23 protein-coding genes are annotated in these 19,645 nt (G+C 62.8%); 17 read left to right on the forward strand and 6 right to left on the reverse strand.

Features of this window, described 5'->3' with window-relative positions; all coding sequences use genetic code 11:
* Positions 1 to 76: 76 nt before the first annotated feature.
* The 4 genes from ACH2DW_RS00560 to ACH2DW_RS00575 are packed head-to-tail and all read left to right on the forward strand — an operon-like array spanning position 77 to position 3,309.
* The gene (locus tag ACH2DW_RS00560) at positions 77 to 988 is read left to right on the forward strand and encodes an AAA family ATPase (protein WP_394927820.1); all 912 of its coding nucleotides are present in this window, start codon (positions 77 to 79) and stop codon (positions 986 to 988) included.
* A complete protein-coding gene (locus ACH2DW_RS00565) occupies positions 988 to 2,178 on the forward strand; it encodes a VWA domain-containing protein (RefSeq protein ID WP_394927755.1) in 1,191 nt (396 codons plus the stop codon). The genes ACH2DW_RS00560 and ACH2DW_RS00565 overlap by 1 nt, the downstream gene beginning before the upstream one ends.
* A 10-nt stretch (positions 2,179 to 2,188) precedes the next feature.
* Complete coding sequence (locus ACH2DW_RS00570; protein ID WP_394927756.1) at positions 2,189 to 2,506, forward strand: XdhC family protein; 318 nt, start codon at positions 2,189 to 2,191, stop codon at positions 2,504 to 2,506.
* Entirely contained in the window at positions 2,503 to 3,309 is an 807-nt protein-coding gene (locus ACH2DW_RS00575) for an XdhC family protein (protein ID WP_394927757.1), read from the forward strand. Before ACH2DW_RS00570 ends, ACH2DW_RS00575 begins: the two co-directional genes overlap by 4 nt.
* 44 nt (positions 3,310 to 3,353) lie before the next feature.
* Here ACH2DW_RS00575 and ACH2DW_RS00580 read toward each other — a convergent pair whose 3' ends face one another.
* Positions 3,354 to 4,013 (reverse strand): C40 family peptidase, encoded by a 660-nt coding sequence (locus ACH2DW_RS00580; RefSeq protein WP_394927758.1) that lies wholly within the window; start codon positions 4,011 to 4,013, stop codon positions 3,354 to 3,356.
* 148 nt (positions 4,014 to 4,161) lie between these two features.
* Between ACH2DW_RS00580 and ACH2DW_RS00585 the strand changes: the two genes are divergently transcribed.
* From ACH2DW_RS00585 to ACH2DW_RS00605, 5 genes are all read left to right on the forward strand, one after another.
* Positions 4,162 to 4,800, forward strand: coding sequence for an NTP transferase domain-containing protein (locus ACH2DW_RS00585; protein ID WP_394927759.1), 639 nt, complete (start codon positions 4,162 to 4,164; stop codon positions 4,798 to 4,800).
* On the forward strand, positions 4,785 to 5,489 hold the full coding sequence (locus ACH2DW_RS00590) for an SRPBCC family protein (protein WP_394927760.1): 705 nt from the start codon (positions 4,785 to 4,787) through the stop codon (positions 5,487 to 5,489). The genes ACH2DW_RS00585 and ACH2DW_RS00590 overlap by 16 nt, the downstream gene beginning before the upstream one ends.
* Positions 5,489 to 5,992 (forward strand): DUF501 domain-containing protein, encoded by a 504-nt coding sequence (locus tag ACH2DW_RS00595; protein ID WP_394927761.1) that lies wholly within the window; start codon positions 5,489 to 5,491, stop codon positions 5,990 to 5,992. Before ACH2DW_RS00590 ends, ACH2DW_RS00595 begins: the two co-directional genes overlap by 1 nt.
* Positions 5,989 to 6,495 carry a hypothetical protein gene (locus ACH2DW_RS00600; RefSeq protein WP_394927762.1) on the forward strand — a complete coding sequence of 169 codons (507 nt, stop codon included), beginning with the start codon at positions 5,989 to 5,991 and terminating at the stop codon, positions 6,493 to 6,495. The genes ACH2DW_RS00595 and ACH2DW_RS00600 overlap by 4 nt, the downstream gene beginning before the upstream one ends.
* A 73-nt stretch (positions 6,496 to 6,568) precedes the next feature.
* Positions 6,569 to 7,189, forward strand: a complete 621-nt coding sequence (locus ACH2DW_RS00605; RefSeq protein ID WP_394927763.1) for a GNAT family N-acetyltransferase — start codon at positions 6,569 to 6,571, stop codon at positions 7,187 to 7,189.
* A gap of 28 nt (positions 7,190 to 7,217) precedes the next feature.
* Here ACH2DW_RS00605 and ACH2DW_RS00610 read toward each other — a convergent pair whose 3' ends face one another.
* Together ACH2DW_RS00610 and ACH2DW_RS00615 are read right to left on the reverse strand one after the other, a co-directional pair.
* A complete protein-coding gene (locus ACH2DW_RS00610) occupies positions 7,218 to 7,466 on the reverse strand; it encodes a hypothetical protein (protein ID WP_394927764.1) in 249 nt (82 codons plus the stop codon).
* A 240-nt stretch (positions 7,467 to 7,706) separates the two neighbouring features.
* Complete coding sequence (locus ACH2DW_RS00615) at positions 7,707 to 8,459, reverse strand: enoyl-CoA hydratase (protein WP_394927765.1); 753 nt, start codon at positions 8,457 to 8,459, stop codon at positions 7,707 to 7,709.
* A 98-nt stretch (positions 8,460 to 8,557) separates the two neighbouring features.
* Here ACH2DW_RS00615 and ACH2DW_RS00620 point away from each other — a divergent pair, with 98 nt between their 5' ends.
* Complete coding sequence (locus ACH2DW_RS00620) at positions 8,558 to 9,181, forward strand: hypothetical protein (protein WP_394927766.1); 624 nt, start codon at positions 8,558 to 8,560, stop codon at positions 9,179 to 9,181.
* A gap of 34 nt (positions 9,182 to 9,215) precedes the next feature.
* Positions 9,216 to 9,977, forward strand: a complete 762-nt coding sequence (locus tag ACH2DW_RS00625) for an enoyl-CoA hydratase (RefSeq protein ID WP_394927767.1) — start codon at positions 9,216 to 9,218, stop codon at positions 9,975 to 9,977.
* Positions 9,978 to 9,980: 3 nt separating this feature from the next.
* Here the strand turns inward: ACH2DW_RS00625 and ACH2DW_RS00630 are convergent, their stop codons facing one another.
* Positions 9,981 to 10,955, reverse strand: coding sequence for a DUF459 domain-containing protein (locus ACH2DW_RS00630; protein WP_394927768.1), 975 nt, complete (start codon positions 10,953 to 10,955; stop codon positions 9,981 to 9,983).
* A gap of 196 nt (positions 10,956 to 11,151) precedes the next feature.
* Between ACH2DW_RS00630 and ACH2DW_RS00635 the strand changes: the two genes are divergently transcribed.
* The 4 genes from ACH2DW_RS00635 (at position 11,152) to ACH2DW_RS00650 (ending at position 16,371) form a co-directional block, all read left to right on the forward strand.
* Positions 11,152 to 12,243 carry a BMP family protein gene (locus ACH2DW_RS00635; RefSeq protein WP_394927769.1) on the forward strand — a complete coding sequence of 364 codons (1,092 nt, stop codon included), beginning with the start codon at positions 11,152 to 11,154 and terminating at the stop codon, positions 12,241 to 12,243.
* A 119-nt stretch (positions 12,244 to 12,362) separates the two neighbouring features.
* Positions 12,363 to 13,904: an ABC transporter ATP-binding protein gene (locus ACH2DW_RS00640; RefSeq protein ID WP_394927770.1), complete on the forward strand. Its 1,542-nt coding sequence runs from the start codon at positions 12,363 to 12,365 to the stop codon at positions 13,902 to 13,904.
* A complete protein-coding gene (locus ACH2DW_RS00645; protein WP_394927771.1) occupies positions 13,901 to 15,100 on the forward strand; it encodes an ABC transporter permease in 1,200 nt (399 codons plus the stop codon). The genes ACH2DW_RS00640 and ACH2DW_RS00645 overlap by 4 nt, the downstream gene beginning before the upstream one ends.
* Positions 15,097 to 16,371 carry an ABC transporter permease gene (locus tag ACH2DW_RS00650; RefSeq protein ID WP_394927772.1) on the forward strand — a complete coding sequence of 425 codons (1,275 nt, stop codon included), beginning with the start codon at positions 15,097 to 15,099 and terminating at the stop codon, positions 16,369 to 16,371. The genes ACH2DW_RS00645 and ACH2DW_RS00650 overlap by 4 nt, the downstream gene beginning before the upstream one ends.
* A 5-nt stretch (positions 16,372 to 16,376) precedes the next feature.
* On the opposite strand, the gene queF is transcribed toward ACH2DW_RS00650, so the two are convergent.
* Complete coding sequence (queF, locus tag ACH2DW_RS00655) at positions 16,377 to 16,748, reverse strand: preQ(1) synthase (RefSeq protein ID WP_394927773.1); 372 nt, start codon at positions 16,746 to 16,748, stop codon at positions 16,377 to 16,379.
* Between the two features lie 51 nt (positions 16,749 to 16,799).
* On the opposite strand from queF, the gene ACH2DW_RS00660 reads away from it, so the two are divergent.
* On the forward strand, positions 16,800 to 18,173 hold the full coding sequence (locus tag ACH2DW_RS00660; RefSeq protein ID WP_394927774.1) for a plastocyanin/azurin family copper-binding protein: 1,374 nt from the start codon (positions 16,800 to 16,802) through the stop codon (positions 18,171 to 18,173).
* A gap of 55 nt (positions 18,174 to 18,228) precedes the next feature.
* Here the strand turns inward: ACH2DW_RS00660 and ACH2DW_RS00665 are convergent, their stop codons facing one another.
* Positions 18,229 to 18,741 carry a DUF5655 domain-containing protein gene (locus ACH2DW_RS00665; RefSeq protein ID WP_394927775.1) on the reverse strand — a complete coding sequence of 171 codons (513 nt, stop codon included), beginning with the start codon at positions 18,739 to 18,741 and terminating at the stop codon, positions 18,229 to 18,231.
* 35 nt (positions 18,742 to 18,776) lie between these two features.
* Between ACH2DW_RS00665 and ACH2DW_RS00670 the strand changes: the two genes are divergently transcribed.
* Entirely contained in the window at positions 18,777 to 19,643 is an 867-nt protein-coding gene (locus ACH2DW_RS00670) for a phytanoyl-CoA dioxygenase family protein (RefSeq protein WP_394927776.1), read from the forward strand.
* Positions 19,644 to 19,645: the final 2 nt, after the last annotated feature.

Below are 19,645 nucleotides of genomic sequence, written 5' to 3' on the forward strand. Positions count from 1 at the left end.
CTGCGCCCCAAAACGTGACCGGTTTTTGGTGCGAATCTGGATGGTCCACGATCTGATCTACTGGGGTATCGTCGGGATGGTGACCCCAGTTGATGTCAGTACCGCGTTGTCGGCGCAGGGGTACCTGCCCGATGAGGGCATCTCAACCGCAGTGTTCCTGGCGATGACGCTCCGGCGGCCGCTGCTCCTCGAAGGCGAAGCAGGTGTCGGTAAGACCGAGCTGGCCAAGAGCCTGGCTGCGGCGACCGGAGGCGAGCTGATCCGTCTGCAATGCTACGAGGGCATCGACGCCGCCCAGGCGGTGTACGACTGGGACTACGCGAAGCAACTCCTGCACCTGCGCGCAGCGGAGGCCACCGGCGAATCGCAGCAGATGACCGCTGATGCACTCGAGTCTGAGCTCTACGGTGAGCGATTTCTCATCAAGCGCGCTCTGCTTCGAGCGATCGAACCGACCGAGGGCCCGCCGCCCGTCCTGCTCATCGACGAGGTCGACCGGGCCGACGACGAGTTCGAAGCATATTTGCTCGAGATCCTGAGCGACTTCCAGGTCACCGTCCCCGAAGTGGGCGTGTTCTCGACCGATCGTCCCCCGCTCGTGGTACTGACGTCCAACCGCACACGCGACGTGCACGACGCTCTCAAGCGGCGCTGCCTGTACCACTGGGTCGAGCACCCGGGGTTTGACCGCGAGGTCGCGATCGTCAAACTGCGCGTCCCGGGCATTGAAGACGGCCTGGCCAAGCAAGTCGCTGCGGCAGTCGAAGGCCTCCGCGAGCTCAACCTCTACAAGCCGCCTGGCGTCGCCGAGACCATCGACTGGGCCACAGCACTTGGTCGACTGGGCGCGAAGGAACTCGACAACACGATGGTCGCCAACACGCTGGGTGCCGTCCTCAAGTACCGCGAGGATCACCAGCGAGTCGAGCAGCATGGCATCGGAGAAGTCGTCAAGCAGGCGATCGAAAAGGGCCTGCTCCACGCCTGATGGCCGAGCTACTCCCACCCGGTCGGGCCGATCTGATGCGGTCGAACATCCCGGGCGCCACGATCGAGTTGTCGACCGGCCCTGCCGAAATTGCTGTCGCGTTCAGCCGAGTGCTGCGCGGCGCCGGCCTCCGGGTCCCGACGAGCTGTACGCACACATTCGCCGATGCACTCTGTGCGGTCGGCCTCGACGACCGCGACGCGGCCTACTGGTCCGGGCGCTCCACCCTGATCCGTCGTCCCGAAGACATCGCGCTCTATGACCGAGCCTTCGCCGTGTTCTTCGAGCACCGGCGCAGCAACGTCATCGACGACGAGCCAGAGGATCCGGCGACAATCACGATCGCAATCGACAGCGATGATGACGACGGCGCCGACGACGGGCCGGACGCCGCTGAGGGCGACGACGACGAGACCATTGAGTTGCGATTCTCGACCACCGAGATTCTGCGCAACAAGGACTTCGCTGACTACTCCCCCGACGAACTCGTTCTCGCTCAGGAGATGATGTCGAGCCTGCGACTCGTTGGCTCGCCGAGACGCTCGCTGCGACTCGGACCGGCGAAACGAGCGACGAGCCGTCCCGACATCCGGCGCACGGTTCGGGCGTCGATCAAGGCCGGAGGCGAGCCAATCGAGCGTCACTTCAAAGCGCCAACCGAGCGACTGCGCCGCCTCGTCCTCGTCCTCGATGTCAGCGGCTCGATGGAACCGTACGCGCGAGCGCTGCTGCGATTTGTGCACGCCGCTGTCGCCGGCCGCCAGAAAGTCGAAGCGTTCGCCCTCGGGACTCGCCTCACTCGGATCACGCGGGAGTTGAACAGCCGTGACCCAGATGTCGCGCTGCACGACGCTGGCCAGCGAGTACTCGATTGGAGTGGCGGGACGAAGCTCGGGGTCGGGCTCCGCCAGTTCAACGATGAATGGGGAGTGCGCGGGCTCGCCCGAAATTCGATCGTCGTCGTCCTATCCGATGGCTGGGACCGAGGCGATCCCGACGAGCTTGCGACCCAAATGCAGCGGCTGCAGCGGGTGACGCATCGGCTGGTGTGGGTCAACCCGCTCAAGGTCACGCCAGGGTACGCCCCACTCGCTCGGGGAATGGCCGCAGCCCTGCCGTATGTTGACGACTTCGTGGAAGGACATTCCATCCACGCCATGCAGGAACTCGCCCACGTGATCAGCAGATGAGGGAACCGTTGTGAAAGATCTCCTGGAAGACATCAATCGCTGGCGTGCAGCCGGCGAGCGCATCGCCGTTGCGCGAGTCGTCGACATCGAGGGCTCAGGTCCTCGCGATCCGGGCGCCGCAATGGCCGTCACCGAGTCGGGCGAGGTCGCTGGCAGCGTGAGTGGCGGTTGTGTCGAAGGCGCTGTCGTCGGTCAGGCACTTGCGATTCTTGACGGCACCGAGTCGGCAGGCATCACAACGTTCGGTTACTCAGATGACGAGGCGTTTGCCGTCGGTCTCACGTGCGGCGGCACCATTCATCTCTTCATCGAGGAACTCAACTGGTGACCGAGCCGTCGATCTTCGAGCAATACGAGGCGCTGCTGCGCTCCGAGTCACCGGTTGCGCTTGCCACGGTGATCGAGGGACCACACGTTGGCGCGAAGCTGCTCGTGCAACCCACCACAGCGCCCATCGGCTCGCTCGGTCATTCAGAACTCGATCGCGTCGTCGCACGAGATGCCGTCGCGGAACTCGAGGCCGCACGGTCCGGCGTTCGGAGTTACGGCCCGGAAGGCCAGATCACTCCAGAGGATCTCATTGACCAACCGACCGTGCGAGTCTTTATCGAGTCCCATGCACCACCTCCCCAGATGTGGATCTTCGGCGCGGTCGATTTCACCGCTGCGCTCGCGCGCGTGGCGAAAGTGCTGGGATACCGCGTCACCGTGTGCGATGCCCGCGAAGTCTTCGCGACGCGACGCCGCTTCCCGATGGCCGACGAGGTCAAGGTCACCTGGCCGTCGCCAGTCTTCGAGGAACTGGGGAGCGAGCTCGGTCCGCGCGATGCGGTCTGCATCCTCACGCACGACCCAAAGTTCGACGTTCCCGCCGTCCAAGGCGCGCTGGCCACTCGAGTCGGCTATATCGGCGTGATGGGTAGCCGTACGACCCATGCGAAACGGATGGAGCGTCTCACTGCCGTCGGCGTCACCTCTGGCGACGCAGAACGCCTGATGTCACCGATTGGTCTCGACCTCGGCGCACGAACACCAGAGGAGACCGCTGTCAGCATTTGCGCCGAGATCATCGCGCGCCGCACTGGGCGCCATGTGCCGAGCTTGCGAGACAGCTCCGGCGATATTCACTGACGGATCGCACCGACCAGCACCCCGGCCCCGTGCGGTGCAGAAGGTCAGTCGATTGGGTTGCCGAAGGTGACCCGGCTGACACGAGTCTTGGAGATCGTGTCGATCTCGACCGTTCGACCAGTGTTCACCGAGTGCACCACAGCATCACCGACACCGAGGTACATCATGACGTGACCGGGGTAGTGCACGAGGTCGCCAGCTGACGCTTCGTCGCGGTCGACTCTTGTTGCTGCGCGAATCTGGTCACCACTGATGCGATTCAGCTCAACGCCGGATGCTTGCCAGGCGTACGAAGTGAGACCGGAGCAGTCGAAGCCCTCGTCCTCGACGCTCGCATGGGAGCGATACGGAACACCAATCTGGGTCATCGCCGCGAGCACCGCACGTTGGTGATCGAGGCTGGCATCAGACCATGCATCGATCATGAGGAATTCGTCGTAGCCAAGCTGGCGGGCCGCCAGCCGGGCAGTGGCGATGCGATGCTTGGCGTACATCACGTAGTCCACCAGGCCTTCGGACTCGATGTAGACGTCGTAGGCCTCGACAGCGAGGTCGGCTTCGGTCGTGATCTCAGCGGCGAGGGCGTTGACCGCCAGCTCGGGCTGCTGCGCCGATGCAGTTCCGGCGAAGGCGACGACTGCAATAACTGCAGCGGTACTGGTGCCAAGCGCGCGCAAGAAGGTGTGAGGGGAGAAGAAAGTCATAGGCGAAAGAGGTCGTGTGGAACGTCGACTCGTCGTGACGAATCAGTAACATATCGTCATCAAACCGACACACTCAACCCCTTTTGACAAAATCTTGTCATCGAACCGACATGAAGAACACCGGGATCAATCGTGCGACACTGGGGTCGTGAGTGAAGAAAGTGCGGTGTCACCAGGCGCGACAACCGGCAATGTTGTCGTGGTCTTGCTGGCCGCCGGTGCGGGAAATCGGTTCAAAGAAATCGAGCACAAGTTGCTTGCCCGACTCACAGCAACCGGCCCGACCATCCTCGAACAGGCACTGACCCGGGCACTCGACGCCAGCCTCGGCCCCGTGTTGATCATCATCGGAGCGCTCGATGAAGCGGCGTTGCGGGCTGATCCCGCCCTTGCCCGACTCCTTGATGACGACAGAGTCACGGTGCGCCACAACCCTGACTGGGCCGCCGGCCAAGCCACCTCGGTGCAGGTGGCGGTCACCAGCGCCGCTGCGCTCGGTGCCGACGCCATCGTCGTCGGGCTGGCCGATCAGCCGTTCATCGACGTCATTGCCTGGCAACAAGTTGCCCAGGGGTTAGGGCCCATCACGGTCGCAACGTACGATGGCCGACGCAGCAACCCGGTCAAGCTCCACGCATCTGTGTGGGGACTTCTCTCGGCGAGCGGCGACGAAGGCGCTCGAGTTCTGATGCGTCAGCGTCCCGACCTCGTTGTTGAAGTACCCTGCCCGGGTTCACCAGCCGACATCGACACCGTGGAGGATCTGCACCGATGGCAGAACAACTGATCAACGAGTTCACCGTCAATCGACCCATCGACGAAGCATGGCCGATCATCACCGACGTCGAGCGCATCGCCCCGTGCCTACCCGGCGCGCAGCTGACCGAGATTCGCCAGACCGATGACGGCGAGGTCTACACGGGCAACGTCAAGGTCAAACTCGGCGCCATCGCAACCGAGTTCAAGGGCGACGCCTATTTCGTCGAGCGCGACGACGAGAACTACACGTGCAAACTCAACGGCAAGGGCCGCGACACCAAGGGCCGAGGCAATGCCTCGGCCGACATCTCCGCTGCTGCGGAGAGCCTGTCGCCGACCAGCACCAAGGTCGTGGTCACCACCGACCTCCACATCACCGGAAAGATCGCTCAGTTCGGGCGCGGCATCCTCGGTGACGTCAGCACCAAGCTGATCGATCAGTTCGCCCAGAACCTCAACGAGATGATCGACGCCGACGGCATCGACGACACCGCCAACGCCGCCCCCGAGCCTGAAGAGACCGCGCCAGCGGAGACCGCGGTCAGCGAGGGTGCGACGACCGAGAGCACCGAACCCACCGTCCGCAAGATCGACGGACCCGCTGCAGAAGCCATCGACCTGATGGAGATGGGTGGCTCGTCCATCGCCAAACGTGCCGCACCAGCGATTGCGGCGTTGTTGATCATTCTGTTCTTCCTTCGTCGCCGACGGAGCTGATGGACGATCGCAGTCGTGTCGAGGAACTGATCGGCCGACCACCGCAGAGCGCCTTCGACGTCGTCGTCCGTGATGGGTCCGGCGACCCCGTCGTGCTCCGCAACGCGCCCTTCCTCGACGATGGCACGCCGATGCCGACTCGCTATTACCTCGTCGGACCCGATTTGGTGCGAGCGGTCAGTCGCATCGAGGCGGCTGGCGGCGTGCGTTCAGCCGAGCGCGAGATCGACCCTGCAGACATCACGATGACGCATCACGCCTACGGCGCGGAACGCGACGCTGCGATCCCAGCCAACCATGTCGGCCCGCGCCCGTCCGGCGGCGTGGGCGGAACCCGCCAGGGCGTCAAGTGCCTCCACGCCCATGTCGCGCACCTCCTCGCAGGTGGCGATGACGCTGTCGGCCGGTGGACGCTTGCGCACCTGGGCGATGATCACAACGTCCTTGATGGGTTAGTTCCACCCGCACCGGTCGTCGCTCTCATCGACGAGGGGACCGCGTGAGTGCCGTAGCCGCCGAGAACCCGGACCTCGGTGGGCTGACCGTCGCCATTGCTGACCATCGCGTCGACATCGCGATGACGGGCGGCGGCATGTGGGAGATTCCGCTCGGACCGGTCACCTTGTGCGACAACGAGCTCCAGCGTGACCCACCACGCCCTGCCGAGCTCACCAACGCGCTCGGCTTCGTGCACGACTACTTCGACGACATCATCGTTGCGGCACCGACGGTGCTGGCAACACCGTCGGTCATGGCGATCGGGCACCACGCTGAGGCTCTGGCCCACGTGGAGATCGGCCACACGAACGTGCCAGCCGGCTACACCATGCAGCGAGCCGACGCCGACGAGGTTTTTCGGACACTGGTCGCCGAGCCGAGGCACGCGCGGCTCGCCAACCCCGGCCTCGAAGCTGAACATGTCGACACGCTCATCGGCGTGTTGTGCATCGTGCTGGCGATCATGCGACGATTAGATCTTGGCGAGATTGCCATCAACGCGGGCTGACTGTGAACGACTCATCAACACTCCACCATGACGTCGGGCACGACCATGGTCAACTCCTGAGGAGCGTGAGTCCGTGGCGCTGAGGCACCCGTCGCGATCGAATTCACCAATTCGGCTTGCCGGCAAACGCATCACCATGCGCCCATTGGCCGCGTCCGACTTCCGGGCGTGGAGCGAAGTGCGGGCCCGCAACGCGGACTGGCTCACGGTCTGGGAACCGCGTCGCCAACCCACGCTCCCTGACCCCACCACCGATCGGTCAGCATTCACCTCGCGCTGCGTCCAACGCGATCGCGATCGGGTCAACGGTGTTGCCTACCAGTTCGGCCTCTTCATCGATCAGCGCGTCGCCGGCGAGGTCAATCTGAACAACGTCGTCCGTGGCGCCATGCAGTCAGGGACCATCGGCTACTGGATCGACCGGCATCACGCCGGGCAGGCCTACGTTGCTGAAGGTGTCGGACTCCTGATGCAGTTCGCTTTCGAACAGTTGGGCCTCCATCGCGTGGAAATCTGCATCGTGCCGCGCAACACGAACAGTCGCCGCGTGATGGAGAAACTCGACATCCGCGACGAAGGGGTTGCCCTTCGCTATCTCGAAATCAACGGTGTGTGGGAAGACCACATCCGGTACGCCATGACCATCGAGGAATGGACGATCCGGCGCGAGGAAATCGCGGCCGCCTGGCTCTAAGAGCCAAGGGACCGCAACTTCGTCGAAATCAGTAGGTGACGAGGCCGGAGTTCTCGCGCGCTGCCCGCAGGGCCGCAGTTCGGTCGAGACGCAACTGCGTTCGCCGCTTCCACATCTTCGTCTTCCAGTGCCGCTTGGTCGCGGACCGTTTGGCCTGCTTGCTCTTGGCCACCTCGGCATCGTGGTGGTGCATCGGCTTCCACGCCTCACCGGGCTCGTGCACGTCGGCGGGGTCGATCCCGCCGGAGATGTCCTTCGCAGCTGACTGCAATTCCACGTGAATTCGATGCCGCTCAGAATGAGCGTGCGCTCGAACCTCCTGCTTCACTTGCATCGGAACATCACGATCCCGGTTGCGTTGGCTCATTGGCTACCTCCTGCTTTGCGGACTCTGCCGCGATGGTTTCGGTTGCTTGCACTCTTCACGGTAGCCGAACTCATGAACCGCTGAACAGGGAATCCGTGTAACGATTCTGCGCGAATTGGCTTGACGTGCGCCTGAGCCGGGGCGGCGCTCTCAGCGACGGGAGATCTTCGATTGCAGGGCCGCCAGGCGTTCGGCGAACCAGGGCTGCTTGGTGCTCCACAACTGCGGCCGCAGCTCACGCGCCACCGCATCAGGATGATTGTCGACGTCTGCCATGTCGAGGATGGTCTGCTTCGCCTCGATGGAGAGCTGCCGTGGCGCCATCGCAGCCTTCGCCGCAAACTCGTGGGCCACCTCAAGGAGATCGTCGGCCGGCACCGACTTGTAGGCCAGGCCCACACGCTCAGCCTCCTTGCCGTCGAGCACCTGACCAAAGATCACCGCAGCCATCGCTGCCTGCGGGCCGGCAATACGTCGGAACATCCAGGTGTGGCCGCCGCCCGGGTGAATGCCGAGCTGCAGGAAGCGGGTGTCAAGCTTGGCGCGGTCGCTCATGATTCGAACGTCGCAGCCGAGCGCGAGGTTCATTCCCGCTCCGACCGCTGCACCGTTCACAGCAGCGAGTGTCGGCAGTGGCGAGCGAGCGATCCGCAGAAACCCTTCGTAGATCACTCCGAGGCTTTCGCCCGTTGCCTCAGCAAGATTTCCCAAGTTGGCACCCGCGCAGAAGGCAGGCGGGGTACCCGTCACCACAACGGCCCCCACATTCTCGTCAGCTTCGAAACGATCCATGGCCGCAATGATCTGCTCGACCATCGGGTGGGTCATCGTGTTGCGTTCATCAGGGTTGTTGAGCGTCAACGTGGCGACGCCATCGGCAATATCGGTGAGTACGAGGGACATCGTGCGATCATGCCATTCCGGCGTCGCGCCCGCGGGTATCGAGAGCCGAGACCAATCGTCGTCTCGGCTCCCTGGCTCGACGCCGTAGCCTCGGGCGCATGCTTGACCACGTCTTCACCGATGCGATCAGCGCGCTCCGCGATGCCTTCGAGTCGGCCTTTCTGGAGCGGCAAGCGTTCGAAGAGCATTTTCAGTCCGACGTGCTCTCCGGGGATCTGACCTGGGAGACGAGCTACGGCCTGCCCGGCGAAGGTGAGCCACCGCGGGTCGTCGCCCACATCACGTTCGAGTGGCCCGCGTGGAGCCAAGCGGCCTACCGCCACTGGTACCTCGAAGAGGTACTCGAACGTCGCCCGGCGATCGAGATCGAGATCGTGTTACGGGTACAGCAGCTGACGGACCCGGCAGATCCGGCAGTGATCTACAGCACTGTTCCCGAGATGAGCCCGCTCATCGGCGACGACCGACTCGAACGCGCCGGGATGACCGCGGAAGTCGCCCATCCGGATCCGGCCGACGACCCGCCGAACATTGGCGAGGCAAGGTCCGAACATGCCATCGAGATCACCTACGAAGGACTGTACGAACTTGCCGAAGCGACCGTGGCCGACGGCACCAACTCGCTCCTCGATGAGCACTTCGGTGCGCTCGGCGGATGGATTGCCTCGACGCTCGTGAAGCTCGGCGACCTCAGTCTCGACTTTCTTCCCGACCCCGACTGACCCGGCTCGGCGCCAATGGTGCGACACTGCAGGGATGGCCGACGACACTGTGCTCTACGACGTGACGGAGCGGATCGCAACAGTCACACTGAACCGCCCTGAGGCGCGCAACGCCCTGTCGAGCGACGTGCTGCGCCGGCTGCCTGCACTCATCGCCCAGGCAGAAAGCGATGACAACGTTGACGTGATCATCCTGACCGGTGCCGACCCAGCATTCTGCGCCGGCCTTGACCTGAAAGAGTTGGGGTCCACGGGTGGAAATTTGGGCTCATCATCAAGCAGCGAGCGCGGACCGTTTCCTCGCCTCAGCAAGCCGTTGATCGGTGCGATCAACGGCGTGGCGATCACTGGTGGCTTCGAGCTCGCCTTGAACTGCGACTTCCTCATCGCCAGTGAGCACGCGAAGTTCGGCGATACACACTCCCGAGTCGGCGTGATGCCCGGCTGGGGGCTGACCGTGTTGCTCCCGCAGGCGATCGGCGTGCGCCGCGCCCGCGAGATGAGCTTCACCGGCAACTTCATGCTCGCCGAGGAAGCTCTGGCGTTCGGTCTCGTTAACCATGTCGTGCCGCATGCCGAGCTGCTGCCGTTTACCCGATCGATTGCTCTGGACATCTGTGGGAACGAACAAGACGGCGTCCGCCAGATCCGGTCAACCTACGACGCCATCGCAACCGACGACGACGCCTGGGAATCTGAAGCACGAGATGGACGGGCATGGTCCCGCGTCCAATTCACTCCCGAAAAAGTCGCAGCGCGCAGAGAAAAAATCCAGCAGCGCGGGAAACAGCAATAGCGGCTAGATGCTTGCACCGCGGGCGCGGAGGTCATCACGGATGGCCTGGGCAATGTCAAGGGCGAGGATCTCGGCGCCGTTGACATTGAGATGGAAGCCATCATCGGCGCGCACGTCTTTGCCTTCGCCATCGCGTGGGTCGATGACGAACTCGGCCCAGTTGCCGTCGCGTCCGGAGAAACGAGCCCAGGTGTCGATGAAGATCACATCGGGTCGGGCCTCGGCAGCCGCTTTGGCCGCGCGATCCTGAATCGCAAGTTTGGCGGTGACGTCTGGATTGTCATCATTGGGAATACCGACCCAGATCACGGTCCGGCCCTCTTCGAGTAAAAGGTCCATCACGTCACCCGCCCGCTTGGTGTATTCCTCGATCCACTCCACTTCATTGTCGAGCGGATCACCAACGACGAACTGCAACTCATCCTGGAAGGCCGACAAGCCTTGAGAGTCGTTGCCACCAAACGTCGCAACGACGATGTCTGGATCAACCTCCGGGATCGCCTGTGCGAGCTCCTCCGGCCAGTTGTAAAAGTCCGGCCGCGCGAGCCCTGACGACACCTTGTAGTTCAGCGCCGTCTCGGCGACCTCAGTGCCATCGACGAGTTGTTGGAGGTACGGACCGAACGTGCCGGCATCACTGTCCCCAACGATGTAGACCTTGGCCTTGTTGTCCGGAGACGGCGGGCCAGTGTTCTCGACCACATCTTCTGGCGCATCAATGATCAGCGTCGAGATCTCGACCGGATCATTAGCTGGAGCAACATCGGCGGGCGTCGGCGCAGTTGTGGACACATCGGTAGTAGATGAGGATTCACCCGCACCCTGCCCGGTGCTAGCCACGACATCGTCGTCACCACCGAAATATTCGGCCATTGCCTTCACCCCGCTGTACCCGACGACGAGAAGAACGACAAGCACCATCACCCGCCGAAGCAGCAGCTGAGGACTCAGCGCGGGCTGGTTGGCGGACTGACTCATGACGAACGCAAGGATAGGGGCAGCAACGCAAACGACCAGGGCAGCCCTCGCGCCCCGCTCTTGGCGATCTGCCAAAGGCGTGCCCCAGTGGCATTGATGTGACCCAGGTCGGCTTCCAACCTCAGTCTCCCGGCTATCCTCAGTGGCCACGTGAACACCTGACGGTCACGACGTCAAACAACTTCAAGGGGAGAACATGATCAAGTGTAAAAAACTGCTCGCTGTAGCCACAGTGGGAGCCCTCGGGCTCGCCGCCTGTGGTAGCGACGACGACGCCAGCACCGACACCGCGGCTCCTGCCGAAACCGAGGCTCCTGCCGAAACCGAGGCTCCTGCCGAGGATGACGGCGGTTCCATTTGCGAAGTCACCGACGTCGGCGGAGTCGACGACAAGGGCTTCAACCAGATCGCCTTCGAAGGTGCCGAGCGCGCCGCCGCAGAGTTCGGCCTGACGGCTGAAGTGCTCGAGTCGGCCTCCGATGCCGACTACGAAACGAACATCCAGAGCTTCATCGAGAAAGACTGCTCGCTCATCGTCACGGTCGGCTTCCTGCTCGGCGACGCCACGGCGGCCGCTGCTGCAGCCAATCCGGACCAGCAGTTCGCGATCATCGATGTCGGCTACGAAGAGGCCATCCCGAACGTTCTGACGCTCAACTTCAGCACTGCTGAGCCGTCCTTCCTCGCTGGGTACCTCGCTGCCGGCATGACCGCCACGGGCAAGGTCGCCACATACGGCGGCATCAACATCCCGCCGGTCACCATCTTCATGGATGGCTTCGCCAACGGCGTGACGTACTACAACGAGCAGAAGGGCGCCGAAGTCGAAGTGCTCGGTTGGGACGTCGAGGCGCAAGACGGCTCGTTCGCCGGCAACTTCGAGAACCTCGACGATGGCAAGGCGCTCGCGTCGAGCTTCGCCGACGAAGGTGCGGACATCATCTTCCCGGTCGCCGGACCGGTCGGCCTGGGCTCGTCGGCATACGCCACTGAGAACGAGGGCATCCGCATCATCGGCGTCGACAACGACCTCACCGTCAGCAACCCGAACGAGGCAGCTGTGTACCTCACATCGGTCCTAAAGAAGATTGACGAAGCAGTCTTCGCTGCAACCGAGCAAGTCGTTGTCAACGGCGAAGGCGGCGGCGCGTACGTCGGCACGCTCGAGAACGACGGTGTTGGCCTGGCCCCGTACCACGAGCAGGAAGACGACATTCCGCAGGAGTTGAAGGACGAGATCGAGGCACTCAAGGTCGAGATCATCGCCGGCAACATTGCGGTCGTCTGATCAAACCAATACTGATTGTCAGCTTGATGAGCTGAACAACTGAATGAAGCGGGGAGCCTTTCGGGGCTCCCCGCTTTTCGTTTTCCAGCAGCCGCCAATCACGACTACAGTCACCGCCAATGGAGTTGGAACTGCGAGGCATCACCAAACGGTTCCCTGGCGTCATCGCCAACGACGACGTCAACCTCACGATCAAGACCGGTGAGGTGCACGCCCTCGTCGGAGAAAACGGGGCCGGCAAGTCAACGTTGATGAACATCATGTACGGCCTGCACCACGCCGACGAAGGCCAAATCTTCATCGACGGCAATCCCGTCACGTTCGAGACGTCCGGCGATGCGATCGCAGCAGGCATCGGCATGGTCCATCAGCACTTCATGCTCGTTCCGGTCTTCACCGTTGCAGAGAACGTCGTTCTCGGCGTTGAGCCGACGACTGGGCCGTTCGGCAAACTCAACACAGCGAAGGCGAATGCCCAAGTCGAGGAAATCTCCGCCAAGTACGGCCTCCACCTCGATCCGGAGGCGCTGATCGAATCACTGCCCGTCGGAATTCAGCAGCGCGTCGAGATCTTGAAGGTGTTGTTCCGCGACGCCGAAATCGTGGTGTTCGACGAACCAACGGCAGTCCTCACGCCACAGGAAATCGAAGAGTTTTTCAACATCGTCGAGTCGCTGAAGGCATCCGGTCGGGGCATTGTGTTCATCACACACAAACTCACCGAGGCCCTGAAAGTCGCTGACCGCATCAGCGTGCTGCGTCGCGGAAAGACCGTCGGCGAGGCCGATCCGGCCGAGATCGACGAAGTCGGCCTCGCCGAATTGATGGTCGGCCGTCCAGTCCAGTTGGTGGTCGACAAGGCTCCACCCCAGCCGGGCGAAGCGATCTTGTCCGTCGACCAGATGCACGTGGTCGATCCCACCGGGCGCACGCTCGTCGACCACGTCAGCTTCGACGTTCACGCCGGAGAGATTGTGGGCGTTGCCGGCGTCCAGGGCAACGGGCAAACCGAACTCGTCGAAGCGCTCACCGGCCTCCGCGACGTCATCACCGGCTCAATCCACCTCGGCGGCGACGACATCACCCATGCGACCCCACGGGAAGTACACAGCGCCGGAGTCGCGCATATTCCCGAAGATCGCCAGCGCGCCGGACTGGTCGGCGATTTCAGTGTTGCCGAGAACATGGTGCTGACCCGCTACCACGACGACGAATTCAGCACGGGCATCAAGATGGACTGGCCCAAGGCCCGCACCGTTGCTGCTGACCTGGTCGAGCAATACGACGTTCGGACTCCGTCGATCCAGACGCCGGCGGGCACCCTCTCTGGCGGCAACCAGCAAAAGGTGATCGTTGCTCGCGAACTGAGCCGAGACCTCCAACTCGTCATTGCATCACAACCCACACGGGGCGTCGACGTCGGTTCGATCGAGTACATCCATGCCCAAGTCGTCAAAGCCCGTGACGAGGGGGCTGCGGTCCTCGTCGTCTCGACCGAGTTGGATGAGGTCATGGCGCTCTCCGACCGCATCATCGTGATGTTCCGCGGCCGCATCGTCGCCAATCTGCGGCGTGACGAGACCGAGCACAACGACATCGGCCTGTACATGGCCGGAGCGAAGGAACAGCCAGTCAAGACCGAGACGGAGAAGATGGCATGACCGATACTGCGATCGATTCTTCCAACGGCAGCGACCATGACGAGTCAGAGGGCGTGATTCGTCGAGTCTTGGCCCGTATCGATACCACCAACGCCGTGGTGCTCCCGCTCCTCGCCTTCTTCAGCGCACTGGTGATCGGCGTGTTCGTCATCGCTCTGTCCGACATCGACAAGCTCCGCGAGGGTGACGTCGGCGGCATCTTGACCACGATCAAGGATGCGTACCTCGCATTGCCAAACGGCGCCTTCAACGGGTGGCGCCCGATCAACGAAACCATCGTGGCCACGACGCCGCTCCTCCTCGCCGGTCTCGCTGTCGCCATTACCTTCCGCGCCGGACTCTTCAACATCGGTGGTACCGGTCAAATGTTGATGGGCGGCATGGGCGCCGTCTACGTCGGGTTCTCGATGGACGGTCCCGGTTTCATCCAGATCCCACTCGGCGTCCTGGCCGGCATGGTCATGGGCATGGCCTGGGGGATCATCCCCGGCCTCCTCAAGGCCCGGGCGGGCGTCCACGAGGTGATCGCCACGATCATGCTCAACTTCATCGCGGGTTCGCTCGTGCTCTGGCTGCTGAAGACCGACATGTTCGGCCGCGAAGGTCGCAACGACCCGATCTCCAAGCTGGTGACACCCGAAGGTCAGCTGCCTCGACTCTTCGGATTCCTCGATCGACCCGAGTTGCGCGCACACATCGGCTTCCTCATCGCCCTCTCTGCCGCCGCATTCTTCTGGTGGCTGCTTGAGCGAACCACCCTCGGTTTCGAGATCCGGGCGCAAGGCGCCAACTCCCATGCGGCTCGATACGCAGGCATGAAACCGGGCATGTTGATCATCACCTCGTTCGCGATCGCCGGTGGCTTCGCCGGATTGGCTGGCGCAAGCGAGGTCTTGGGAACCCAAGGCCGAGCAACACAAGGCTTTGCTGGTGACATTGGATTCGACGCCATCGCCGTGGCCTTGTTGGGCCGGTCGACACCGACCGGCACCGTGCTTGCAGCATTCCTCTTCGGAGCGCTGCAAGCAGGTGGTCAGAAAATGCAGGTCGACACCGGCGTACCGATTGACCTGGTGCTGATTCTTCGAGCCCTCATCGTGTTATTCATCGCTGCTCCATTACTCATGAAGGCAATCTTCCGTTTCAGTGCCGAGGCCGCCGACTCTGGCCCGAGCTTCGGGGGGTGGGGCGCATGAGCGTGACCGATTCCCCGACACCCGGCAACGACGCCTACCTGGGGATGCTCGAGTCGTTGAGCCGCACGCCCGAGCAGAAGAAGCGTGCCCGGAATCTGGGTATTGGCTACTTCGTTGCAGCCGGTATTGCGCTCGCCATTTTCGTCCGCGGTGATGGCGGCACCTCCACGTTCACACTCGGCGGCGACTCGTCGATCGGCCTGCCCGGCATCCCGCTCGCTTGGATCTGCGCCGTTGTCTTGGCCGCGCTCGGTGGCGTGCAGATCTCCCGCGGCACCGCCAAGCTGCAGAACGCACTCCTCGCAGCGGCCACGATCCTTTTCATTGTCACGCTGATGGCCTGGGCAGCTGCAGGCCGCCAATTTTCACTCACCGGCACGCTCCACGATGCTCTCAAGGCAGCGACGCCGCTCGTGCTCGGTGCGCTCGCCGGCATCCTCTGCGAACGTTCCGGCATCATCAACATTGCGATCGAAGGGCTGCTGCTTGCTGGCGCCTTCACGTCCGCACTCGTCGGATCAGCGACCAACATTTGGATCGGCATCCTGGCTGCAATGGCAGTCAGCGCCGTGCTCGCATTGGTGCTCGCTTGGCTCGCCATCCGCTTCCATGTCGATCAGGTGATCGTCGGGTTCGCAATCAACTTCTTCGTGTTGGGGCTGACATCGTTCCTCGATTCTCGGGTGCTCACGAGGAATCCCCAGCTCAACGGCACGGGCACGATTGCCGAATGGGAGATCCCGGGGCTGAGCAGTATTCCAATCATCGGACCGATCCTGTTCGAGCAGACCTTCTACGTCTACGCCGCTCTTGCGCTGGTGGCCATCACCACGTGGATGCTGTTCAAGACGAAGTGGGGCCTGCGCACGCGGGCGGTCGGTGAGCATCCGAAGGCTGCAGGCACGCTCGGCGTCAACGTGCTGCGACGGCGCTACATCAACGTCACCATCGCCGGAGCGGTCGCTGGCTTCGGTGGATCATGGTGGACCGCCGACGTCGGGCGATTCAACGAAAACATCACCAATGGTCGCGGGTTCATCGCCCTTGCCGTGGTGCTTGTCGGCCGGCACCACCCCGTCGGCGCACTCATGGCCGCGTTGGTGTTCGGTTTCGCCGATGCGCTGGCACTGAAGTTTGCTTTCCTCAACACCGGCATTCCGAGTGAATTCCTCGAGATGGCACCGTTCTTGGTCACGCTGCTTGTGGTTGCCAGCGTCGGCCGGGGCGCTCACGTGCCGGCCGCACTTGGCCAACCGTACGAAGAGCAGTAGCTCCCTCAGGCAGTCAGTTCGCTGACTGCCTTGACCTCAATGCCACCACGGGGCCGCTGAGTCAGCGTCACCGTGACCCGCTCCGGCTTGGCCGTCAACATGATCTCACCCGCGATCTCGGCAGCGAGGGCCTCGGCAAAGACCGCACGATCACGGAACCCCCAGAGATAGAGCTTGAGACTCTTTGATTCGACGCACCACTCACCGGGCACGTAATCGATCACCACCGTCGAGAGGTCGGGCTGCTCGGTGACCGGGCACATCGAGTTCAGTTCATCGTTCGTGAACGTGACCGTCGAAATGTTCTCGGGTGCCGGGAAGACCTCGACATGATCGATTGCGTGACGCACAGTGTTGCCCAACACGGTCAGTTCCATGTCGTGAGGATACTGTCGCACAGCAAATCAGCGGATGGCTGAAGGGGACCCATGAAGCGACAACGAACCGCCGCGACTTTCGCGGTCATTGCAATCGGGATCGCGGCCTGCTCGTCAGGCGCGGACAACATTGCGGCGCCGAACTCCGAGGCCGCCACCACTGCCGAGCCACCAGACACCGAGCCACCAGACACCGAGCCACTGAACACCGGGCCCGCTGTCACTGCGCCGGCAGCAACCACGACGACCGTTGACCCTGTTGAGGCAGCGACGATCGCTCAGGTCAACGACTACATCGCTCAGGCCGCAGCGTTCGACCAGGCCGGAGCCGACGTGCAGTTCCCGACTGGCCTCACGTTCCAGGCGGGGGGCGCACCGGGATACTCGCGTTACGTGTTCCGAGAACATTCAGAGGGTGTTGTGCCGACACTGGTCGAAGGCCCCCTTGTCGGCACGGTCCGCTGTCAGGACGAAGCTCTGCCCTGTTCGTTCCGCGAGCTCCGCGAGCTCGACGAGTCGGGCGAACCCATTCCTCCGGGATTGGCGATGTCGGCTGACGAATTGGCCGAGCTCGTCGCTCAGCTGACTGCACTCAATGAGTTCGCCGAAGCACACCGCGACGTCAATTCGGCATGCGCTGCCGGCTTTGTCAGCGACCGCATCCAAACGGCCAATATGGGCTCGCACTTCTACAACATCAGTTGGATCGCCGACGGTTTCGATCCGGCCCGCCCAGAGATCCTGCTCTATGCCAAGGCTGATGGCACGATCGCCGACGGGGCACTCGACCAGTGTGAAGGCGGCGAGTGGACCGGCGATCCGATGAGCCTCGTCGGCACTGCCTTCATCATTCCGCCGCAGGTGATTGGCAATGATCACCCGGAGACGTTTGCCGGCCCACTCGACAACTGGCACATCCACTACAACCTGTGCCGCGGTAACGCTCAGGGACGCGACACGTTCCTGCCGAGGACCGAATGCGAGGCCCAGGGTGGCAACTTCTCCGCGGCGTTGGGCTGGATGCTGCACGCCTGGGTGGCCGACGATTTCGATAACCAGCTCGGCGTGTTCGGCATGTGGAATGCGTCAATCGCTCCCGTCGCCGATGCAGCTGCGATTCGTGACAGCCGCGAGGTTCAGGGGTCCGACTTTCCTGAGGGCGCCCAGCAGTCGTTGATCGCCGACTTTCTGTACAGCGGTGAGTTGTCGGTGAGGCCAGGTCAGCCATTGTTCTTCAACAATGTGGACGCCGTACCGCACACGGTCACCGCCGGTACTCCCGATTCGCCCGCATTCTCCGACTTCGACTCCGGCCTCCTCACTCCGGGCAGCAACTACGAGATCAGCTTCGACGAACCCGGCAGCTACAGCCTGTTCTGCACGCTGCACCCCGACATGGTCGCCCAGGTCACCGTTTCCGACTGAGACGAGTTGGTGAGACGAGTTGGTGCCAGGCACCAAGTCGTCTGCGTATCGTTCGTCAGGGGGGTGGCGCGATCTCGAAATCGATGTCGTCGGGCATCATCGGGTCAAAGTTGCTTGCCTTCGGCACCGCACCCCTGCCGCCAGCCCCATGATGGTATGCCTCGGTCAGCCACACTCGAAATTCGTCGTCGAGCAGCTCCGGGTCATCCACATTGATCACGTGGTAGAACCTGTCGCCGTAACCAGCGGTCCGGCGCGACAGGCGATCCGTCTCAAGTGACCGGCGCAGCGAGAACCCAATGGCGACCCACTTCCGTTTCACGTCGACAATGCAGAACGTCGGGCCGTTTTTGAAAAGCACTTTGCCCGGAAGAGGGTCGACGATCAGCTCACCACCGTCCTTGCCATCGACCGATTGGAGGTGGTCATTCACGGCGCGGAAGATCGGAGAGACGAAGGTCGGAGCGTCGACGAGAAACTGCTGAACGGTCAGCCCAGGGCTGCACATATGGCTGCGGCCGACCGCACCGAAGGACCGTTTGCAGTCGGGGCAGGTCCACGTCGCCATTCGGCAACAGTACGACGCCAGCTACCTTGGCAGATGTGCTGACCCCAGATCAGATTGCCCGGTACGACGCAGATGGCTTCCTGGTGCTGCCCAACTTTGTGTCACTCGATGACTGTGCTCGGCTGCGTGCACGAGCGAATGAGATCGTCGAGGGATGGGAGCCAAGTGAGGAACGATCCGTCTTCACGACCAATCAACAGGAACGGGTGTCCAATGGTGAATTTCTGGCCAGCGGAGCGTCGACGTGGTGCTTCTTCGAGGAGGAAGCGTTCGACCCCGATGGAGTACTGGCCCAGGCCAAGGAGCTGTCGATCAACAAGATCGGTCACGCCCAGCACGACACCGATGACGAGTTCGAACGATTCGCCTACAACCCGGCCCTCGGCGAAGTGGCGCGAGACGTCGGAATGCTTGACCCGCTCGCTCTGCAGTCGATGTACATCTTCAAACAACCGCGGATCGGTGGCGAAGTTGGCGTCCACCAGGACGCAACGTTCTTGTACACCGAGCCGATCACTGTCACCGGCTTCTGGTTTGCCATCGAGGACGCCACCATCGACAACGGCTGCCTCTGGGCCGTACCCGGAACGCATCGCGGTCCGTTGTACGAGTTGTTCAAGCGCAACCGCCTCGACGACCCCGCTGCAGCTGACGGCACGACGATGGAGACCCTCAGCACGGAACCACCGCCAGGCCCCGACTCGCCTGGGGCCGTGCCGCTCGAAGTAGCAGCAGGCACAATGATCGTCCTCAACGGAGTGCTCCCCCACTGGTCCGGTGTCAACCGTTCAGGCATCAGTCGCCACGCCTACAGCCTTCATTGCATCGACAGCGCCGCCGAATACCCCGAGTGGAACTGGCTCCAACGCCCCGCCGACTTCCCCCTCCGCCAGCTGCACTGAAA

It is taken from the genome of uncultured Ilumatobacter sp. (assembly GCF_963980585.1).
Lineage (GTDB): Bacteria > Actinomycetota > Acidimicrobiia > Acidimicrobiales > Ilumatobacteraceae > Ilumatobacter_A.

What these genes read in the sequence shown, in the direction of transcription:
- ACH2DW_RS00620 (WP_394927766.1), top strand. Translation starts at nt 8,558, where the DNA reads ATGCTTGACCACGTCTTCACCGATGCGATCAGCGCGCTCCGCGATGCC.
- ACH2DW_RS00625 (WP_394927767.1), top strand. Translation starts at nt 9,216, where the DNA reads ATGGCCGACGACACTGTGCTCTACGACGTGACGGAGCGGATCGCAACA.
- ACH2DW_RS00630 (WP_394927768.1), bottom strand. Translation starts at nt 10,955, where the DNA reads ATGAGTCAGTCCGCCAACCAGCCCGCGCTGAGTCCTCAGCTGCTGCTT.
- ACH2DW_RS00595 (WP_394927761.1), top strand. Translation starts at nt 5,489, where the DNA reads ATGGACGATCGCAGTCGTGTCGAGGAACTGATCGGCCGACCACCGCAG.
- ACH2DW_RS00590 (WP_394927760.1), top strand. Translation starts at nt 4,785, where the DNA reads ATGGCAGAACAACTGATCAACGAGTTCACCGTCAATCGACCCATCGAC.
- queF (WP_394927773.1), bottom strand. Translation starts at nt 16,748, where the DNA reads ATGGAACTGACCGTGTTGGGCAACACTGTGCGTCACGCAATCGATCAT.
- ACH2DW_RS00660 (WP_394927774.1), top strand. Translation starts at nt 16,800, where the DNA reads ATGAAGCGACAACGAACCGCCGCGACTTTCGCGGTCATTGCAATCGGG.
- ACH2DW_RS00635 (WP_394927769.1), top strand. Translation starts at nt 11,152, where the DNA reads ATGATCAAGTGTAAAAAACTGCTCGCTGTAGCCACAGTGGGAGCCCTC.
- ACH2DW_RS00580 (WP_394927758.1), bottom strand. Translation starts at nt 4,013, where the DNA reads ATGACTTTCTTCTCCCCTCACACCTTCTTGCGCGCGCTTGGCACCAGT.
- ACH2DW_RS00645 (WP_394927771.1), top strand. Translation starts at nt 13,901, where the DNA reads ATGACCGATACTGCGATCGATTCTTCCAACGGCAGCGACCATGACGAG.
- ACH2DW_RS00650 (WP_394927772.1), top strand. Translation starts at nt 15,097, where the DNA reads ATGAGCGTGACCGATTCCCCGACACCCGGCAACGACGCCTACCTGGGG.
- ACH2DW_RS00665 (WP_394927775.1), bottom strand. Translation starts at nt 18,741, where the DNA reads ATGGCGACGTGGACCTGCCCCGACTGCAAACGGTCCTTCGGTGCGGTC.
- ACH2DW_RS00615 (WP_394927765.1), bottom strand. Translation starts at nt 8,459, where the DNA reads ATGTCCCTCGTACTCACCGATATTGCCGATGGCGTCGCCACGTTGACG.
- ACH2DW_RS00560 (WP_394927820.1), top strand. Translation starts at nt 77, where the DNA reads ATGGTGACCCCAGTTGATGTCAGTACCGCGTTGTCGGCGCAGGGGTAC.
- ACH2DW_RS00640 (WP_394927770.1), top strand. Translation starts at nt 12,363, where the DNA reads ATGGAGTTGGAACTGCGAGGCATCACCAAACGGTTCCCTGGCGTCATC.
- ACH2DW_RS00565 (WP_394927755.1), top strand. Translation starts at nt 988, where the DNA reads ATGGCCGAGCTACTCCCACCCGGTCGGGCCGATCTGATGCGGTCGAAC.